A 17,965-nucleotide genomic window follows, 5' to 3' on the forward strand; every position below is an offset into this window, starting at 1 on the left:
TTATGAAATTGTAAAACCAGATCTTGTTTTAAAAAGTATAATGCGTCCAACAGATAAGTACCGGGAAGAGTTAGAAGTACTTTAATTATTTAACATAAAGATAAATTAAGTTTTTAGGTATTTTTTGCCGGTTGTTTTTCATTTGCTTTTTTAATCTCCATGGAAAGAAATCTTTTGAAAATGACAGATGATGAACTTCAAAAATTAATTTTTGAGGGAAACGATGCTGCGTTCTCAATTGTTTTTAACCGCTACTGGAAAAAACTTTACACCTACGCTTTCAAAATTTATAAAGATGAAGCCGTCTGTGAGGACATGGTTCAGGAAATCTTTATAAGTCTTTGGAAAAACGCGTCAAATACAGTAATCCTCAACCTTGAAGCGTATCTTTTTAGAGCTGTAAAATATAAAATTGCCAATCAGCTTAGAAACCTCAAATTTGACCAGCAGCATATCGAAGTACTGGATACTATTCCGGATCCGGGTTTTACTGTAAATGATCTCGAATATGTTGATTTTGAAAAAAACATCAACGATCAGATCAATAAATTAACCCCGAAATGCCGTGAGGTCTTTTTATTAAGCCGGATTGAACATTTTACAAATGCTGAAATTGCAGCAAAATTAAATCTGTCTGTTCATACTGTAGAAAAACACATCAGCAATGCGCTAAAGCAGCTTCGTTTAAATTCGGCATCGTATAATTATCTTCTTTTTTACTGGGCGGCGTTTCTTTATGTTAACTAAAAAGCACCCGTTTTAAGAAAACGTTAAGCCTGTATTTTTGACTACTTGTTCGATTCAAAAAATGTGACTTGTCTATAAAAGCACATATTTTGAAAAAAGAAAACTTTTTGCTTCTGGCAAAAAAATACGAAGAAGGGAACTGCACACCCGAAGAAAAAATGACTGTTGAAGCGTTTTTTGATAAAATGCAGGAACAGCCATCAGATATAGAAAATGAAATATCAGATGAAAAAGGAGCAGCCATTCTAAATAAGATTCTTTTAGAATTGCAGGTTAAACCAAAAAAATACTCAATTAGAAAAGCGCTTAAAATCGCCGCGGTTTTGGTTATCGGACTTACGATTGCATTCTCGGCAGCGCAATTTGTTTTCAAACCTGCAGCAATTACACAGGTTACTGCAAAAGGCGAAAAGAAAGAAATTTTTCTTGAAGACGGCAGTGTCATTGTTCTAAACTCCAACAGCAGTGTTACGTATCCTGAAGAATTTGAATCTACTAGAAATATTCAGCTTACGGGACAGGCGTATTTTAAAGTTTTCAGAGACGTTAAAAGACCTTTTATTGTACAAACCCACGATGTAAAAGTAAGGGTTTTGGGAACTTCATTCGACATCAATTCTTATAATCATCATGATACCAAAGTGAGTGTTATTACCGGAAAGGTCGAAGTAACATCGCCAACCGGAAAAAAAGTTCAGATTACTAAAAACCAGCAGGCCGATTTGTTAAAGAATTCTGATTTACAGATTTCTACAGAAAACAGCGATGATAAAATCGCGTGGATAAGCAACACCATTATCCTTAAAAATACCAAACTTTCTGAAACCGTAAAAATCATCGAAAACTGGTATAATGTCGACATTACGATTGAAGATCAGGAACTTAATGATCTTACTATTTCAGGAAAATTTAAAGATGAAAAACTGGAGAATGTACTGGAAAGTATTGCCTATCTGAAAGAACTAAAAATAAACTATAAAACTAAAAACCAAATCATTATAAGAAAACAGACAAAATAAAAAAACAGAAAAAAACAAAACCCGCTTCCGGTGCAACGGAAACGGGCATTAAAAAAGACTAAAAATAAAATTTATAGCCTAATAGTAATAATGGACACGAAACTACAATTTTTTTTCAATAAGTATATAAAGATGAAAAATCTTTACTTAATGATTTTATTAATTTTTTCCTTTAGCGGATTTGCCTTGGGACAATCTGGTAAAGACGTACAAATAAGCCTGAATTTAAAAGACGCAACAATTACAGAGTTTTTTAGAGCAGTAGAACAGAGAACAACTTTTACTTTTGTTTTTGATGAAAAAATATCAGGAACTTCACAACGCATTTCAATCTACGCAGAAAAGGAAAGCCTTGACGGAGTGCTGACAAAGATCGCGGCAAAAACAGGATTGTCCTTTAGAAAACTCAATAACACCATTACCGTTACAAACAATCTTCGTGCACAGTTAAATGTCCGCGGAAAAGTGCTTGACGAAACCGGAATGCCGATACCCGGAGTTACGATTCTTGAAAAAGGAACAAAAACTTCTACCATGACCGACATGGAAGGGAATTTCAGTTTTGCCGTAAACTCTTCGGCTGTATTGGTTATTTCGTATATGGGATATGTTTCTCAGGAAGTTTCGGCCAGTACAAGCCCGCTTACGATAACAATGAAACCCAGTACCAGTGAACTAAATGAAGTTGTAGTTACGGCATTAGGAATTAAAAGAGAAGAAAAAAAATTAGGATTCTCGCAGCAAACCATCAAATCTGAAAACTTATCGCAGGGAAGACCAAACAACTGGTCATCAGGACTGAAAGGGAAAGTAGCAGGATTAAGTATAACTTCTACAGGTTCAGGACCTTTAAATTCACAACAAATTACCCTTAGAGGAAACAGATCCTTAAGCCCAAAAGGCAATTACGCACTAATTGTAGTAGACGGAGTTCCGGTAAATGCCGAAATGACAACATCAGGTTCAACAAGTGCGTATATGGGAGAAGATTCTCCAATTGATTACGGAAACGGGATTTCTGATCTTAACCTGGATGATATTGATGCCGTAACGGTTCTTAAAGGAGCAGGTGCAACTGCGCTTTACGGAAGCCGTGCTGCAAACGGAGCGTTGATTATTACCACAAAATCAGGAAAGAAAAATAAAGGTTTAGGAATTTCATTCAACACAGGAGCTACATTTGATGTAATCCAGAGATGGCCGGATTATCAATACACGTACGGTCAGGGAACAGGAAATTCACCGGATGCTTTCGGGAACCAGTATTATTCGTATGGAAATTCTGCCGACGGAACTTCAACAAGCGGAACCAGCAGTGCCTGGGGACCCGCTTTTACAGGACAAAACTTTTACCAATATGATCCTGCTGTACAAGGACAATCGGCAGAAAGACTTCCGTGGCAGTCGTATAGAGACAATCGTAAAGATTTCTGGAGAACAGGTGTTACTTTAAATAATAACGTTTCCATTCAGGGTGGTGACAGTAAAGGTTCAATGAGACTTTCGTTAGGAAATCAAAAGAACGAATGGATTATGCCTAATACCGGATTTGACAGAGTTACGGCGGCAGTTAATGCAAATTATCAGGTTTCGGATAAAATTAAACTGGGAACAACAGTAAATTACAATACCAGAAACAGCGAAAATCTCCCTTCTACAGGATACAACAACGGTTCGATTGCTTATTTCATGATTTTTCAGCAGCCTAATATCGATTTGAACTGGTACCGCCCAATTTGGGAGAAAGGAAAAGAACAGATTCAGCAGTTACATCCTTTCAGCTCTTTCATCGACAATCCGTATTTAATTGCTTATGAAGCCACAAATACATTAGACAGTGATCAGATTGTTGGGAATATTTTTGCCAATATTAATTTGGGTTCAAACCTGGATTTGATGCTGCGTTCTTCTATGAATACCTACAACCAAACAAGAGAACAAAAAAGACCGTACAGCATCAACAGATATGCAAAAGGGTTTTATGAAAGACAGGATGTTTTTAAACAGGAAATCAATTCAGACTTTTTACTTTCTTATAAAAAAGACTTTGGCGGTAAGTTCTCTCTTGCGGCATCTGCCGGAGGAAATGCAATGAGCTATAAATACAGAAGAACAGAAGCCGAAGTAACCGGTTTGGTTGTTCCGGGAGTTTACAAACTGTCAAACGGTTCAAGCGCACCAATTTTAACTTTGGGTGATGCTTACAAAAAAATGAACAGTTTGTATGGTTTAGTATCGATGTCGTATAAGGATATGCTTTTTGTTGATGTTACAGGAAGAAATGACTGGACCAGTACACTTCCGGTAGAAAACAATTCATTCTTTTATCCGTCAATTAATACAAGTGCTGTAGTTTCAGAAATGTTTACACTGCCGCAATCAATAGATTTCTTAAAATACAGACTTTCTTTTGCTCAGGTTGGAAATGACACAGAACCGTATAAAACACAGAAATATTACGGACAAAGTGCTTTTCCAAGTTCTGCCCAGACTTTAACGGTTTTATATAACAACCATTTTAAACCTGAAATTACAACCAGTTTTGAAACAGGTTTTGAAATCAGAATGCTTAAAAACCGACTTACAGCGGATGCAACAGTTTACGAAAGTGTGACCAAAAACCAGATTATCGATATTCCGATGGATTTCTCAACAGGTTACAGTGGTGCCGTTTTAAACGGAGGGAAAGTTAGAAACCGCGGTATAGAGCTTACTCTTGGCGGAAAAATTATAGATGGTCAAAATTTCAAATGGAATTCAACTATAAACTGGTCACGAAACTGGAACCGGGTAATGGAATTACCGGAAGGAATCGACGGACAGCAGATAATTGGAACCGGAGGAACGGCTTCGATTATTGCAAAAGTAGGCGGTACTACAAGCGCCATTTATGGTTTTGGATTTGTGAGGTCTCCGGATGGACAGATTGTGTATGATAATGCAGGGCTTCCGGCTTATCCTGACGAAATACAGCATATTGGCGATGCAAGCCCGGATTGGAAAGCAGGTTTAACGAATAGTTTTTCTATTGGAAATTTCACTATGAATGTAACTATCGACGGTCAGTACGGCGGGATTATTTATTCGCAGACACACCATAAACTTTCTGAACAGGGTAAATTAAATTCAAATAATAAGGGAAGGACAGACGGCTTCATCATTGGTGAGGGTGTAGTTCAAAATGCTGACGGATCGTATTCTCCAAATACCAAACAAGTGAAAACTGCAGATTGGTACGGACGTTATTACCGAAGAGCAAACATAGAGTCAAACTCTTTTGATGCTTCTTATGCAAAACTTCGCGAAATAAGCCTTCAGTACAATATGCCAAAAAAATGGCTTAAAAATACCGGATTACAGTCCCTTCAAATATCCGTATTCGGAAGAGACTTAGCAACCGTATCTGATTTTCCAATTTATGATCCTGAAACGGCGGCATTAAACGGAGATACCATTTTACCGGGTATCGAAATGGGGCAGATGCCATCGCCGGCAACCTATGGTTTCAATTTAAGTTTGACTTTATAATAAGACAATGAAAAAGATAAAAATTACAGCAATAATCCTTTTACTTTCAGGAATCAGCGTTTCCTGTTCAGGAGGTTTTGAAGAACTAAATGAGAACCCTAATCTTATAACCGAAATAAGTCCGGGAACATTACTAAACCCGATTATTTACGGAATTGCTTCGCAGAATGCCTCACAAAGCGTAGATGTTACCTTCAACTTAATGCAGGTTTCACTTCCTTTCCCGAGTATCACCGGTGGACTGCATCGCTATGATGTAAGCAATAATATTGGAAACTCGGCCTGGAATAATTATTACAAATGGCTTTCGAACATTAGAGAAATGCGTATGGCATCTGTAAAAGCCGGAGACGGAAATTACGAAGCAGTTGCTTTAACTCTTAACGCTTTGGTTTACGCCAACTTAACGGATCTTTTTGGTCCAATCCCCATGACAGAAGCGGTACGCGGCGAAGATGGTATTTTATACCCGAAATACGACAAACAAGAGTTTATTTATGAAACACTTCTGGCGGATCTGGAAAGAGCCAATACGCTTTATGATACAAGCAGGGCAATGATTTATACCGAAGATATTCTGTTTCAGAACAATGTTATGAAATGGAAGAAATTTACCAATTCATTAAAAATGAGATTGCTCCTAAGAGTTTCAAACAGAACAGAAACCGGAGCATTTCAAAAACTCGCTTATATGGCAGAACATCCGGAAATTTATCCGGTTTTTACCAATACTGCCGAAGGCGCTATTCTAAAAGTTACAGGTGTTGCCCCAAATGTTTCGCCGTGGGGAAGACCTCAGGATTTTAACCTGAATATAAAAATGGCTTCGTTTTTTATTGATAATTTAAATACGCTTGAAGATCCAAGAAGAACCATAATTGCAACTGGAGCAACAGCTTTGGTAACCAATGCGCCAATTGGTTTTAAAGGAATTGACAGTGGTTACGCAGGTTCAGATTCCCAGTTTAAATACAATGCCTCAACGCTTTTAAATGTACAGGCGCAAAACCCAATGCAGATCTATATTATGACCTATGCTGAGGTTGAATTTATCAAGGCAGAATTAGCGCAGAGAGGTCTTATTGCAGATGCCGCAGGACATTACGAAAAAGGAGTGCGATCTGCGATAGAACATGTAAAAGCCGTATTTCCTGCTAATTATTTTGATAAAGCAGAAGCGCAGTACAACGGAACATTAGAAAGAATCATGCTGCAAAAATACTACGCTTTGTATTTTACAGATTACCAGCAGTGGTTTGAATACCGCAGAACAGGATTTCCGGTACTGCCAAAAACAACCGCAATGTTAAACGACGGAATTATGCCGTCAAGATTCACTTATCCGGATAATCAGCAGATTAAAAATAACGAAAACTATCTGGAAGCCGTTGAAATGGTTGGCGGTGATAATATCAATACTAAAGTTTGGTGGGATAAATAAAATTTGAAAATGAAAGCAACATTTATATTTAGTGCAGTGCTGTTTTGCAGTGTTTTAACAGCTCAGACAACCGTAAAAGGAGTCGTTTTTGAAGATGCAAACCAAAACGGTAAAAGAGAAAAAAAAGAAAAAGGAATAGCCAATGCCGCAGTCACAAATGGTCGTGAAGTAGTTTTAACCGATAAAAAAGGAAACTACGAACTTCCTTTAAAAGACGACGCTATTATTGCGGTAATCAAGCCTTCTGGTTATAAAATTCAGGTGAATAAGGACAATCTGCCTCAGTTTTTCTATAATCATAAACCGGCGGGTTCTCCAAATGGTAAATTTGAAGGCGTTGCCCCAACAGGAAAACTTCCGGAATCAGTAGATTTTGGATTAATCCCTCAAAAAGAAACAGGCGATTTTACAGCCCTTGTTTTTGGAGACCCGCAGCCGTATACACTTGAAGAAGTTGATTTTTTCGCAAGAGGAATTGTTTCCGAAGTCGAAGGAATCAAAAATATTCCGTTTGGATTAAGCATGGGCGATTTGGTTGGAAATGACTTGAGTTTATTCAATCCGTACATTCAGGCAGTTAAAAAAATCGGAATTCCGTGGTACAACCTTCTCGGAAATCACGATCTTAATTTTGATGCCAAAGAAGATCATTTAGCCGATGAAACTTATGAAGCCCATTTTGGTCCAGCCAATTACGCTTTTAATTACGGAAAAGTACATTTTATTGTTCTCGATGATGTTTTATATCCGGATCCAAGAGATCATGAAGGCTATTGGGGAGGTTTTACCGAGGAACAAATGCAGTTTATAGAAAATGACCTGAAAACAGTTCCAAAAGATAACTTAATTGTAATGGCTTTTCATATTCCGATAAGTGAACCGGACAGCAAAGATGATTCCTTTAGGGATGCAGACCGCCAGAAATTATTTGAATTGTTGAAAGATTTCCCAAATACACTTTCGCTTTCGGCACATACACATTTGCAGCGACAGGATTTTTTCGAAAAGAAAGACGGATGGTTACAGGAAACGCCGCATCATCATTATAACATCGGGACAACATCCGGAGACTGGTATTCAGGAAAGTTAGATGAAAAAGGAATCCCGATTTCGGTTATGAGAGACGGAACACCAAAAGGATATGCTTTTATTCATTTTAACGGAAATAAATATACTATAGACTATAAAGCAGCCGGAAAACCGGAGAATTACCAAATGAAGGTTTTTGCCCCAAAAGTAGTAGCAAAAGGAAAACGTACGAAGTCGGGCGTATTTACCAATTTCTTTATGGGAAGCAAAAAAGACAAAGTTTTATATCGTGTAGATCAGGGAGACTGGAAAGAAATGGAATATGTAGAAATTCAGGACCCGTCTTATGTAGAATTGGTTTACGAGTGGGAATTGTCAGAAGTGCTTATGCCGGGCAAACGTTCATCAGATCCTGAAAAAAGCACGCATGTGTGGAGAGGAAATATTCCATCGGATCTGGCCATTGGCGAACATGCCATAGAGATCAAAGCAACCGATATGTTTGGTAAAACGCATACGGCTGCTGCCAGTTACAGAATCGACAAAGTAAAATAACGGATTAAGAAAAGATGTTAAAAATCAAAAAGATAATCTTCGTTTTTATAACGGTTGCAGCAATACATTCCTGCGGAAGTCAAAAATCGGCCTTTTCAAAAAATGTGATTGAAGTGCAAGGACATCGAGGCGATCGAGGCAATTTTCCGGAGAATTCGATTCCTGCATTTTTAAGCGCTGTAAAAAAAGGCGTTGATGTTTTAGAACTCGACGTTGTGATTTCTAAAGACCGGAAAGTAGTAGTTTCTCATGAACCATTTATGTCTTCGAACTATATGAGGGATAGTGAAGGAAAAGCCATTTCAAAAGATAAAGAGAAAAGCTTTAACCTCTATGAAATGACGTACGACAGTATCAGAAAATTTGACGGCGGTTCGGGAGGAAATTCTAATTTTCCAATGCAGCAAAAACAAAAAACATGCAAACCGCTGTTGTCTGAGGTTTTTGATAGTATTGAGAAATATATTGCAAAAAACAATCTGAAACCAGTTCGATACAATATCGAAATCAAATCAGAAAAATCAGATTACGGCAAAAGACAGCCGGAGCCGGAAGTTTTTGTTCAAATGGTGATGAAAATCATTCAGGAAAAAAAAGTTGAAAAAAAAATAAACATTCAGTCTTTTGATCCTGCAGTATTAAATGTAATGCATAAAAAATATCCCCAAATAAAATTAGCCTATCTGGTTGGAGAAGGTGCATTATCTAAAAATCTCTCAAAACTTGATTTTAAGCCTGAAATTTATAGTCCGCATTATAAATTGCTAAATAAAGAAGCAGTTGATTCTTTACGACTTTTAAAAATGAAAATTATACCCTGGACTGTTAATGACGATACAGCGATCGACAATATGATACAGCTTCAGGTAGACGGAATTATTACTGATTACCCGGAAAGAGTTCTGGGTAAGAGATAAAAATGTGTTTAATTGTTTTTTTCGAATAGGCCTTCAATTTAATTGAGGGCTTATTTGGTTTTGAGCATTATGGTTTCTTTTCAAATTCTAATGGAAAAGATGTTCTAAATAACAAAAGTCCTAATCTTGATTAGGACTTTTGTTTATGATTTTAAACCTAACATAAACTCCATTTGTCATTCAAAAATTCATCCTCTCCAGCTTCCTCGGTTTTATAAGCAATGGCTTCCGGAATCGATGTTTTAGGCAGGTTTACATGTATAATAGTATTTTCTGTAATGCCGTCAAGCTGTTTCAGAACCTCTTCGAGTTCGTCGAGAGTACTGACTTCAAAACCTTTTCCTCCAAATACATCAACAAGTTTTGCATATTTCCAACGATGCATCTCGTTATAATTATAAACGCTGTTTAAATCGGGAACTTTGTATTCAACTTTGTCTGAACCACGAAACGGATTTGGATTTACAAGCATTTGTTCAATGCCGTAAATTCCATTATCTAAAACAAAAATAATGGTGTCATGTTTCAGTTTATTCTGTGTAGAAATAGCCTGGCAGGTTTCCTGAAAAGCACCGTCACCAACAAATACCACAGGTCTTTTGTCAGGTCTGGCACATTTTATTCCGGTTGCCGCAGGAACAGAATAACCTATCGAAAGCCATGATGCCTGCGCTATGAATCCGTCAGGTTCTGCAATGCGTATACCCTGAGCACCTAATAAAGGAAAACCCGCGTCAGCAACTACGATATGTCTTTCATCTATAAAAGTATTGATACGTTTAAAGAATGTATCATAAGTAAGTGCCGGTCTGCCTTTTTTAGTTAAGCTGTTATCTGCTAAAAAAAAGGATTCAGGAAGCATCTCTGCACCATACATTTCGTAAGCTCTAAATTTAACTTTGATAAGTTCTTCTTTCAAAAACACAATAAAATCTCTCAGTGATACATTGGCGATATACGAAGCACCAATCCTTACACCACTGTGATTGGCCAATACAGTATTTTCTGTCCAGACATCAAAACCACCAAGGTTTTTGCCTGTAGTCCATACGCCGAGACCAATTTTCAGTCCGGCTTTTTCAAATTGCTCCTTAACATCTTTTGGGGATGCATTACCGTTGAAAACTCCTTTAAACTTAGGATGATTTTCGGATACGATCGATTTTCCCAGTATTGAGGTCACAAATTCTGTATCGGTAGTTTCAATCAGATCCAGAAATTCCTTTTGAATACCGTAGCGCTGGATTTCGATGCCGCCCCAGAAAATAATTTCTTTTTTGTCTGCCATTTCAGCTACTTTTTTAGCGGCCTTACGTGCACTGTTTTGACATTTAGATACCTCTCTTTCTGCCAATGGTGCGTCCGGCGGATTGCATTCCATTCGCCAGGCATCTTCAAAAACCTCAAGATAAACCGGTCTGCCGTACAAAATACAGGCATTCAATACTGCATCAATTTTATAAGGAGCATCAGATGAGCCTGTGATTTGTTCTGCCGCAACAGTAACATTTCGGAACACATTGATGTTACTATACATATCGCCTGTCATATGAGAGGCCAGCATACCCTGAACGAGGCTTCGCTGCTGGTCTTTGTTGGTTGGAGCGCCATTAATGACCAGTACAGGACAATGTTCTACATAAGAACCTGCAACCGAATTGAGCAGCGTAAATGCTCCCACTCCATACGTTACCGCTACTGCAGCAAAACCGTTTTGACGTGCGTAGGCATCAGTGCAGTGTCCGGCATTTATTTCATTCGTGTCGTTTATGATTTTAATTTTTGAATTTTTGTCTTCGTGAATCGTATTTAAAAACGGCGCGGTATAATTGCCTGCAATTCCAAATAAATGCGTGAGTCCTAATTGTTCCAGACGTATCTGAAGGTATTTTGCTACGGAGATTTTTTTCTGTGACATTTTAAATAGGATTGTTAAGGTTACCGGTAGTTTCGTTTACTTCGAGTGCAGTACGGATTCCGGACTCGATGGCGCCTTCAATCCAGGCATGTTTTAAAGAAGTATGCTCTCCTGCAAAATGGGCTTTTCCATTCCATTCGGTTGAGATAATATGACGCTGCAGTAAGTGTAACTGTCCAGGATTAAATATAGCAGCTTCACCATATGCATAAGGGTCGCGCATCCAGCTTTGTGTTGCCCCGCCAATTAATTTTCCGGCTTTGCCTTTACGATCCTTGATACTCGAACTGATCACGGCAAGGTCAATAATACGCTGCTGTTCTTTCTCGTCATCAGAGTGCATAATAGCGAGGTTTTTAAGTGCATAAAAATACCTGTCGTCGTCGTCCATAGAATCCCAGCGGCTTGCTTCATCAGACCAGCAGTATGAGGCCAGTACAACACCATGTCCTTTACTTCCTAAATCATTGCTTGGGTAATAGGTAAAACGGTTCGAAAAATCAGTAATCGTACCGCCGCCAACAATATTATAAGGTGCTTCCTGCCACCATTTCTCACGAAATTCCAGCAATATTTTAGTAGCAGAGTCATAGTGCAGTTCACGGATTGCTTTTCGTTTAAGCTGTTTGAATTGGGGTGTAACATACACATGTCGTAATGCCGAAAAGGGTATAGTGACAATAATTTCATCAAATTCCAATTCATTCACCGGCGTTTTTAATGCTTTAAATCCCGCATCTTCATAAAACTGAAAGTCGCGTTCTACCTCAATATCTACTTCTATTTTTACCTTGTCGTCAACAAGCATCATTTTAGTCATCCTGCAGTCAAAATAGGTGTTTTCTTCGAGCTTATAAGCTTTAAAGAATGCATTTGGCAGTAAGTCGCTGCCTCCCACGATTTCCAAAAAATCAGTAGAATCCTTAATGATATTCTGCTCAATAAAACTCTGAATAAAATCATAGGCCATTCTGGACTCCAGATTTTGCATAACGCCAATCATTTCAATAGCATTTTCTGAATACATCGAATTTTCCTTTAAAAAACGACGCATTGAATATTCTCCGTAACGTTCGATCAGTAAAGGCCAGTTTTTCTTAGGATCTTCTGCAATAAAAGCCTTAAGCGGATTAATAAGATTCGCCATTAACTGGTCGGCACGCATATTTTCGCTGCTGCCCAGATGAAAGTCCAGTAATTCGTTTACATCAACAGCTGTATTTTTATCTTTTGGAATATATTTATTCTGGACAACACGTTTGCGGTTTACGTATATAAGGGAATTTCTGGTAAACTCCGGTTTCGGTTTACTCGGATCTGACTGATATGCGATTGCTTGTTCCTTATCGACAGACACATAATAAAAAGGTTCGGTTTTGAGTCCGAGTTTATCAATGTATTTACGAACCATCAGGTGTATGGTCGGGATACGCATTGCACCGGCTTCACCGTAAACGCTGTCATCTTCAAAATGTTTTTTGTCTTTAGAGTTTCTGAAAGTCTTGATCCTGCCGCCAACACGGGTGTTTGATTCGACTATTGTAACCTTATGTCCAGCCTCTTTTAACAGAGCGGCGGCAACCATTCCGGCCATTCCGGCACCAATGATTAATACATTTTTTGGTTTCTCAGTACGAGGGATTCCCTCATCAATGTATTTTAGATATTGTTGAATAATAGCATCATTATCTTCGTCTAGTAAGCCGTGTAAGTAGTTTTCCATAATCAGGCAGGTTTAGTTATTCGTTTACTTTTTTTGGATGAAATTCACTAAAACAAATAAAGTAAGTAAAATCCGAATTTTTAAGCGTAATTCTACCTGTTTTTTAATTTTAGACTATTAGATTTGCAATTCGCCGGATCAAAAGCACGGTTTTTTTATATGACAGTATCTTTAATTTTCTTGTTTTACCCAATTTTAATTTTGATCCAGGGGCTGGGAGCAGCTTTTTAGTAAAATAGAAGATATGCTTGGGAATATTTTGTTTAAAATACATTGATAAAAGCAATAATATATGGAAGAAAGCTAAACTGAAAAGTAAAAAGCAATAGATTTAATATGAAAATAATCTTACTTTTTGAAATAAGTTTAAAAAAAATAGATTTTAGTGTGTTTTTATTTTATTCAATTCCAGTCAATTAAAAAATAACTTTAAAATAACTTAAAATTAAGTGCTTTTTTTGTTTGTAAATCTAGAAAACGTTGCTATCTTTGCCACCGCTTAGAACAACAAGCAACAACGCTAGAGAGTCGGGGAGATACTCAAGCGGCCAACGAGGGCAGACTGTAAATCTGCTGTGAAAACTTCGCAGGTTCGAATCCTGCTCTCCCCACAAGGTAAAACCTGCAAGTCAATAGATTTGCAGGTTTTTTTATTTGCACCATTTTTAACTTTGTAAAACTGTCTGCATTGGTTAATATTAGGTTTTTTAAAAGTTAGTATATCTTATGTGTGTTCAAATTTTATAATTGCATTTTTTAGATGGTTTTCCCTCGTTTCCTATAACGATAAATCTTTAGAGAAGTATTGTTGTTTAAACAAACCGGGAAGCCTGATTAAGCTTTTTTAGAAACAAATTGATTACTGTTTTACAATTGAGTTATGTAAAGGCAAGACATCAGGAATATCTAAGTCATTATGATAATGCTATTTTTAGGTTAGGTTTTTATTTCTGAAACCGCAAAAAAAAAATCTCCCATTGGGAGATTTTTTTTGACTTATTTTTAGAAGAAGAATTACTTAGCCAGTAATTCAACGATTTTTGCTTTCAATTCTGCGCCTCTTAAATCCTGTGCCACTACTTTTCCTGATGCATCAAGAATAAAAGTTGCCGGAATAGATTCAACATTATATTGTTTAGCGATAGGCTCGTCCCAGAATTTTAAATTAGAAACGTGCGTCCATGTTAAACCGTCTTTTGCAATTGCTTCTTTCCATTTTGCAGCATCTTTATCTAAAGATACCCCAATAATGTTTAATCCTTTTGAATGAAGTTCTTTGTAAATAGCTACAACATTTGGATTTTCCTGTCTGCATGGTCCGCACCATGAAGCCCAGAAATCTACGATAGTAACTTTACCTAAACTTTCTTTAAGCGAAACTACTTTTCCTTCCGGATTAGGAGCCGAAAAATCTGCTCTTCATTTTGCGTCACCAACAGGAGGAGCTGTTGCACCAACTGCAGGCATTTTCGCTTGGCCTAATCTTGTTTTGATTTCTTTACCAGGAGTAGTGTTTTTTACAGACTCATCCAATGCATTGTATAAAGCCTCTGTTTTTTTAATATCAGCACTTGGATCTCCCATCATACTTTGGATAATTAATACAGAGATATATGATTTTGGATGTCCTTCAACATAAGTTAAATATTTCTTTTTGCTGTTAGCTTGTACTTCTGTCTGGATTTCCATGTATTGTTTCATCAAGCCGTTGATAGTTGCTGTATCCTGAGCTTTTTGAGCTTCCTGCATTTTATTAGTATTCTTTTTCTGGAAATCAACTAAACTTTTTTGAGTTTTTGTCATATCCTCGTTAAATTTTACATACTCGTCATTGTTGTAAGTACCTGCAATTTTAGATTTGTGAATACTATCTTTGTCAATATCGATTTTAATTTCTCCTGTTTCTAAGATAAAAGGGATTGGTGCGTTTGCATCCTGAAGAATTAAAGTGTGGAAAGCCGGTTCAGTAACTTTTCCTGTTATTTCAAATTTTCCATTTTCAACTTTTACTGTATCTAGAGCAAGCGGCATTCTTGTAGCAGGATCTAATCCCTGAAGAATGATAGTTTTTCCGTTCGCAATTCCTGTTGCAGTACCTGTAATAAGATATTCTCCGTCTTTAACTTTACTGCATGAAATGATAGCCGCAGAAGCTGTAAGTAAAAAAAGTATTTTTTTCATTATAAAAAATTAATTAGTTAATTGATTTGTGCAACAAAAGTATCTAAAATAATAAAACATAAACAATTTTGTAACCTAAAATTTTGTTATAGTTTTTTTGAGGTTAAACCTCCTAAAATCAATGGGTTTGATGTTTTTATTTGATCAAAAACTCTTATTTCTATTTTGTTCATAACACTAATATAAGGTTTTTCTAATAATAGGCTATAAAAAAAGCACCCTGTAAGAAGGGTGCTTTTAAAATATTCTGTACTAAATTATTCCTGATTTGTTTTCTTTCTCCAGGTGAAAGAATTTAAAATATGTCTTTTTGCAAATCTTCCAGGAGAATCAGCATTTACCATTTTTACGTAAGTTGCTTTAGGAACACTGATGTATTCGTAAACACTTCCGTTAGAAAAATCAATAATCAAACGACCTTCTACAAATTTGTAATCTGTAATAGTACAAGTTGTGATTGTTTCAGTATATTCAGGTAAATTAAGTTTAATTGTATCAGGGTGAATGCTTACTAAAAAGTGGTAAGCTTCAATGATGGTTTTACTTTTTTCTTCTGCAGCTTTTAATCCGGCGTCATCTCCCACAAATTTATCAGGATGAGATTCTTTCATCGCATTACGATAAATTGTTTTTAAATCTTTAAGCTCAGCAGTTTTCTCTACGTTTAGTAACTTGCGGTATTCAACTATTTTTTTCATAAATAAAAGGTAACTACTTGTCTATTAGTTTGAAATTGATAATTAATTAGTTCAAATCGACAAATTTTTTGCAAAGGTACACTTTTTTTTAACTTTTCACTTTTGATAGAAAAAATATTCAGGAAAGTTGTTTTGTTAAAACGTTAAGTATAATTTTTAACTGCAATCCCGATAGCTATCGGGAGCAGGGGGTTACGCAAAGAGCGCTAAGATTCTTTTATTTGAAAATTACTAAAATGAAAAGTTCGCAAAGCTTTATCAACACAAAGCTTTGCGAACTTAATATTTAGATTGCGTTTAGACTCCTAATTAAAAAATCTCAGCACTCTTTGCGTTAAAAAAAACAAATTTCAACCTGAAACCTGAAACCCTGAAACAAAAAAACTTATTCAGGTTTATGATTTGCCTTATCGAAATTTCTTGATTTTTTTGGATATTGTTTGTAGCTGATATCGCTTGGGTTTTCGATAACGGATTTAATGGTAACCCAGTCTCCGACTTTAAAATTAGTCTGAACCATTTTATAATCTAAAAGATATTCCCCGCAGAAATAATTATTGTTTTCATCTTTTTCGATAATGCCGGTGTAAACTCCCTTTTGCGGCATTTTTTCTTGTGTATCTTTAGGCATCTTTTTTTTGTTTTAAATTAAAAGGCAAAGTTAATCAATTTCGGATTGATTAGCGTGTTCCCGTCAATCTGAGTATATTTGCACATGCAGAAAAATTTTAAACCGCACCCCAATTCTTTTAAAAATACATTTTGTGCTTTTCGTGAAGTGCTTCCGGATAAGATAGAAGGTTTAAAAAAGCAATTCGAAAGTAAAGCAGGAAGCGCCTATTATTATACAGAAGAAGGAATGTACCGCGTTTCAAACCATTGGGGCAGACTGGCAAACAGCAAATGGAGATTGATTGCCCGTGAACCGGAAACTGAATCGAAAACAAAGATTGGTTTTGCTAAATGGGAAGAGTTTTACCCCGATAATGCCGAGGAGAAACTCTATTACATTGAAGCCGATTTTGGAAAAAACCTTGCCAATTATCAGCATAAAAAAAATCCCTATTATGATGGAAAAGCAATTTTAAGAACCAGTTTTGAAACGACAAAAAGATTAAAACAAGTCCGGAACCTCCAGCAATTAACATCCTGGGCAAAACATTTCGATTACGACGATATTGATGATTTAAGAAAACAGATTATCAACGAACTCATTTTTACAGATAAAAGTTTAGAAGAAATTAAAAGAGAAATTTATGGGACGCAATAACGAACGAAACATCAAAATTCATAATGATAAATTGCACAAAGCCCAGGCGAAGAAAAAACAGGCAGAAGCTTCACGCAAAGAAAAACTGAAAGAAATCGTAAAAAAGTTTAATGAAGGTAAAAACGAAGAGGAATAATTAAAGTTTCAGGTTTCAAGTTTCAAGTTTCAGGTTAACGCAAGCGAACGTGAAACCTGAAACCTGAAACAAAAAAACAAGCAAAAAAATAAAAACAAATGAATAGTAAATTCGAAGAATTAAAACCAAGAGTACAGGAAATCATTGATTTGATTGCTGCAAAAAACGATAGAGAAGCAAATAATAAACTGCTTGAAGTAAGCGAAACATTAGACGAAATGATTGATTTTGCCGAGGAAGATGAAGAAGTGAGAGAAATCAGCCGTTATCAGGTTTTGTTAAACCAGCTTCATGTTAAAATTAACGGAGAAGAACCGGTCGATGGAGAGTAAAAAATGTTTCTGTGATACAGGACTGTTTTTTGATGATTGCTGCGGATTGTATCTTCAAAAAAATCAAAAAGCCCCCACGGCTCTTGCTCTGATGCGCTCTAGATATTCGGCCTATGCAGCTCATAATGCAGAGTATCTTTTGGAAACAACACATATTTCTGAAAGAAAATATTATTCAAAAGCTGAAATTTTAAAATGGGCTACGGCCAACAAATGGCAGAAACTCGAAATTTTAAGTTTTACAGAAAACACGGTAGAATTCAAAGCTTATTTTTTAGATTCTGCTCAAAAACCACAAGTACATTACGAATTCTCGACTTTTAAATTCGAAAATAATGCCTGGTACTATGTTGACGGAAAATTTGAATAATTAGTAGACCTAACACTGTTAGTTCTTAATTTTGGTTAGATATTTTAACTAAAAATTAATAAACGATTCGTTTTTCATAATTCTAAAAAAATGTAATTTTA

Annotated in this window: 15 protein-coding genes, 1 tRNA gene and 1 pseudogene; 11 read left to right on the forward strand and 6 right to left on the reverse strand. The window is 36.4% G+C overall.

Annotation, left to right across the window (positions count from 1 at the left end):
• The first annotated feature begins 159 nt into the window (after window positions 1-159).
• The 6 genes from OZP11_RS22935 (at window position 160) to OZP11_RS22960 (ending at window position 9,236) form a co-directional block, all read left to right on the forward strand.
• Window positions 160-747 carry an RNA polymerase sigma-70 factor gene (locus OZP11_RS22935; RefSeq protein WP_281232810.1) on the forward strand — a complete coding sequence of 196 codons (588 nt, stop codon included), beginning with the start codon at window positions 160-162 and terminating at the stop codon, window positions 745-747.
• A gap of 89 nt (window positions 748-836) precedes the next feature.
• Window positions 837-1,766 carry a FecR family protein gene (locus OZP11_RS22940; protein WP_281232811.1) on the forward strand — a complete coding sequence of 310 codons (930 nt, stop codon included), beginning with the start codon at window positions 837-839 and terminating at the stop codon, window positions 1,764-1,766.
• Window positions 1,767-1,916: 150 nt separating this feature from the next.
• On the forward strand, window positions 1,917-5,294 hold the full coding sequence (locus OZP11_RS22945) for a SusC/RagA family TonB-linked outer membrane protein (RefSeq protein ID WP_281232812.1): 3,378 nt from the start codon (window positions 1,917-1,919) through the stop codon (window positions 5,292-5,294).
• 7 nt (window positions 5,295-5,301) lie between these two features.
• Entirely contained in the window at window positions 5,302-6,735 is a 1,434-nt protein-coding gene (locus OZP11_RS22950; protein ID WP_281232813.1) for a SusD/RagB family nutrient-binding outer membrane lipoprotein, read from the forward strand.
• Between the two features lie 9 nt (window positions 6,736-6,744).
• On the forward strand, window positions 6,745-8,319 hold the full coding sequence (locus tag OZP11_RS22955; RefSeq protein WP_281232814.1) for a calcineurin-like phosphoesterase C-terminal domain-containing protein: 1,575 nt from the start codon (window positions 6,745-6,747) through the stop codon (window positions 8,317-8,319).
• Window positions 8,320-8,333: 14 nt separating this feature from the next.
• Window positions 8,334-9,236, forward strand: a complete 903-nt coding sequence (locus OZP11_RS22960; RefSeq protein WP_281232815.1) for a glycerophosphodiester phosphodiesterase family protein — start codon at window positions 8,334-8,336, stop codon at window positions 9,234-9,236.
• Between the two features lie 157 nt (window positions 9,237-9,393).
• Here OZP11_RS22960 and OZP11_RS22965 read toward each other — a convergent pair whose 3' ends face one another.
• Together OZP11_RS22965 and OZP11_RS22970 are read right to left on the reverse strand one after the other, a co-directional pair.
• Window positions 9,394-11,154: an alpha-keto acid decarboxylase family protein gene (locus OZP11_RS22965; RefSeq protein WP_281232816.1), complete on the reverse strand. Its 1,761-nt coding sequence runs from the start codon at window positions 11,152-11,154 to the stop codon at window positions 9,394-9,396.
• Window position 11,155: 1 nt separating this feature from the next.
• Complete coding sequence (locus OZP11_RS22970) at window positions 11,156-12,877, reverse strand: flavin monoamine oxidase family protein (protein WP_281232817.1); 1,722 nt, start codon at window positions 12,875-12,877, stop codon at window positions 11,156-11,158.
• A 530-nt stretch (window positions 12,878-13,407) separates the two neighbouring features.
• On the opposite strand from OZP11_RS22970, the gene OZP11_RS22975 reads away from it, so the two are divergent.
• Window positions 13,408-13,488: transfer RNA gene (locus OZP11_RS22975), tRNA-Tyr, on the forward strand.
• A gap of 403 nt (window positions 13,489-13,891) precedes the next feature.
• Here the strand turns inward: OZP11_RS22975 and OZP11_RS22980 are convergent.
• The 4 genes and pseudogenes from OZP11_RS22980 to OZP11_RS22995 all read right to left on the reverse strand — a co-directional run.
• Window positions 13,892-14,278 (reverse strand): annotated as a pseudogene (locus OZP11_RS22980) (TlpA family protein disulfide reductase); the annotation flags it as partial.
• A gap of 18 nt (window positions 14,279-14,296) precedes the next feature.
• Window positions 14,297-15,058 (reverse strand): DUF4369 domain-containing protein, encoded by a 762-nt coding sequence (locus tag OZP11_RS22985; protein ID WP_281232818.1) that lies wholly within the window; start codon window positions 15,056-15,058, stop codon window positions 14,297-14,299.
• A 257-nt stretch (window positions 15,059-15,315) separates the two neighbouring features.
• On the reverse strand, window positions 15,316-15,756 hold the full coding sequence (locus OZP11_RS22990; RefSeq protein WP_144219357.1) for a KTSC domain-containing protein: 441 nt from the start codon (window positions 15,754-15,756) through the stop codon (window positions 15,316-15,318).
• 385 nt (window positions 15,757-16,141) lie between these two features.
• The gene (locus tag OZP11_RS22995) at window positions 16,142-16,387 is read right to left on the reverse strand and encodes a hypothetical protein (protein ID WP_281232819.1); all 246 of its coding nucleotides are present in this window, start codon (window positions 16,385-16,387) and stop codon (window positions 16,142-16,144) included.
• 84 nt (window positions 16,388-16,471) lie between these two features.
• On the opposite strand from OZP11_RS22995, the gene OZP11_RS23000 reads away from it, so the two are divergent.
• The 4 genes from OZP11_RS23000 (at window position 16,472) to OZP11_RS23015 (ending at window position 17,864) form a co-directional block, all read left to right on the forward strand.
• Window positions 16,472-17,026 (forward strand): hypothetical protein, encoded by a 555-nt coding sequence (locus tag OZP11_RS23000; protein WP_281232820.1) that lies wholly within the window; start codon window positions 16,472-16,474, stop codon window positions 17,024-17,026.
• The gene (locus OZP11_RS23005) at window positions 17,013-17,162 is read left to right on the forward strand and encodes a hypothetical protein (RefSeq protein ID WP_281232821.1); all 150 of its coding nucleotides are present in this window, start codon (window positions 17,013-17,015) and stop codon (window positions 17,160-17,162) included. Before OZP11_RS23000 ends, OZP11_RS23005 begins: the two co-directional genes overlap by 14 nt.
• A gap of 98 nt (window positions 17,163-17,260) precedes the next feature.
• The gene (locus tag OZP11_RS23010) at window positions 17,261-17,494 is read left to right on the forward strand and encodes a hypothetical protein (protein ID WP_207295704.1); all 234 of its coding nucleotides are present in this window, start codon (window positions 17,261-17,263) and stop codon (window positions 17,492-17,494) included.
• Window positions 17,484-17,864, forward strand: coding sequence for a YchJ family protein (locus OZP11_RS23015; protein WP_281232822.1), 381 nt, complete (start codon window positions 17,484-17,486; stop codon window positions 17,862-17,864). Before OZP11_RS23010 ends, OZP11_RS23015 begins: the two co-directional genes overlap by 11 nt.
• The last annotated feature ends 101 nt before the right edge of the window (window positions 17,865-17,965 follow it).

This window comes from Flavobacterium gelatinilyticum (assembly GCF_027111295.1).
In the GTDB taxonomy this organism is placed as follows: domain Bacteria; phylum Bacteroidota; class Bacteroidia; order Flavobacteriales; family Flavobacteriaceae; genus Flavobacterium; species Flavobacterium gelatinilyticum.

What these genes read in the sequence shown, in the direction of transcription:
- OZP11_RS22935 (WP_281232810.1), top strand. Translation starts at nt 160, where the DNA reads ATGGAAAGAAATCTTTTGAAAATGACAGATGATGAACTTCAAAAATTA.
- OZP11_RS22945 (WP_281232812.1), top strand. Translation starts at nt 1,917, where the DNA reads ATGATTTTATTAATTTTTTCCTTTAGCGGATTTGCCTTGGGACAATCT.
- OZP11_RS22950 (WP_281232813.1), top strand. Translation starts at nt 5,302, where the DNA reads ATGAAAAAGATAAAAATTACAGCAATAATCCTTTTACTTTCAGGAATC.
- OZP11_RS22955 (WP_281232814.1), top strand. Translation starts at nt 6,745, where the DNA reads ATGAAAGCAACATTTATATTTAGTGCAGTGCTGTTTTGCAGTGTTTTA.
- OZP11_RS22960 (WP_281232815.1), top strand. Translation starts at nt 8,334, where the DNA reads ATGTTAAAAATCAAAAAGATAATCTTCGTTTTTATAACGGTTGCAGCA.
- OZP11_RS22965 (WP_281232816.1), bottom strand. Translation starts at nt 11,154, where the DNA reads ATGTCACAGAAAAAAATCTCCGTAGCAAAATACCTTCAGATACGTCTG.
- OZP11_RS22970 (WP_281232817.1), bottom strand. Translation starts at nt 12,877, where the DNA reads ATGGAAAACTACTTACACGGCTTACTAGACGAAGATAATGATGCTATT.
- OZP11_RS22985 (WP_281232818.1), bottom strand. Translation starts at nt 15,058, where the DNA reads ATGAAAAAAATACTTTTTTTACTTACAGCTTCTGCGGCTATCATTTCA.
- OZP11_RS22990 (WP_144219357.1), bottom strand. Translation starts at nt 15,756, where the DNA reads ATGAAAAAAATAGTTGAATACCGCAAGTTACTAAACGTAGAGAAAACT.
- OZP11_RS22995 (WP_281232819.1), bottom strand. Translation starts at nt 16,387, where the DNA reads ATGCCTAAAGATACACAAGAAAAAATGCCGCAAAAGGGAGTTTACACC.
- OZP11_RS23000 (WP_281232820.1), top strand. Translation starts at nt 16,472, where the DNA reads ATGCAGAAAAATTTTAAACCGCACCCCAATTCTTTTAAAAATACATTT.
- OZP11_RS23005 (WP_281232821.1), top strand. Translation starts at nt 17,013, where the DNA reads ATGGGACGCAATAACGAACGAAACATCAAAATTCATAATGATAAATTG.
- OZP11_RS23010 (WP_207295704.1), top strand. Translation starts at nt 17,261, where the DNA reads ATGAATAGTAAATTCGAAGAATTAAAACCAAGAGTACAGGAAATCATT.
- OZP11_RS23015 (WP_281232822.1), top strand. Translation starts at nt 17,484, where the DNA reads ATGGAGAGTAAAAAATGTTTCTGTGATACAGGACTGTTTTTTGATGAT.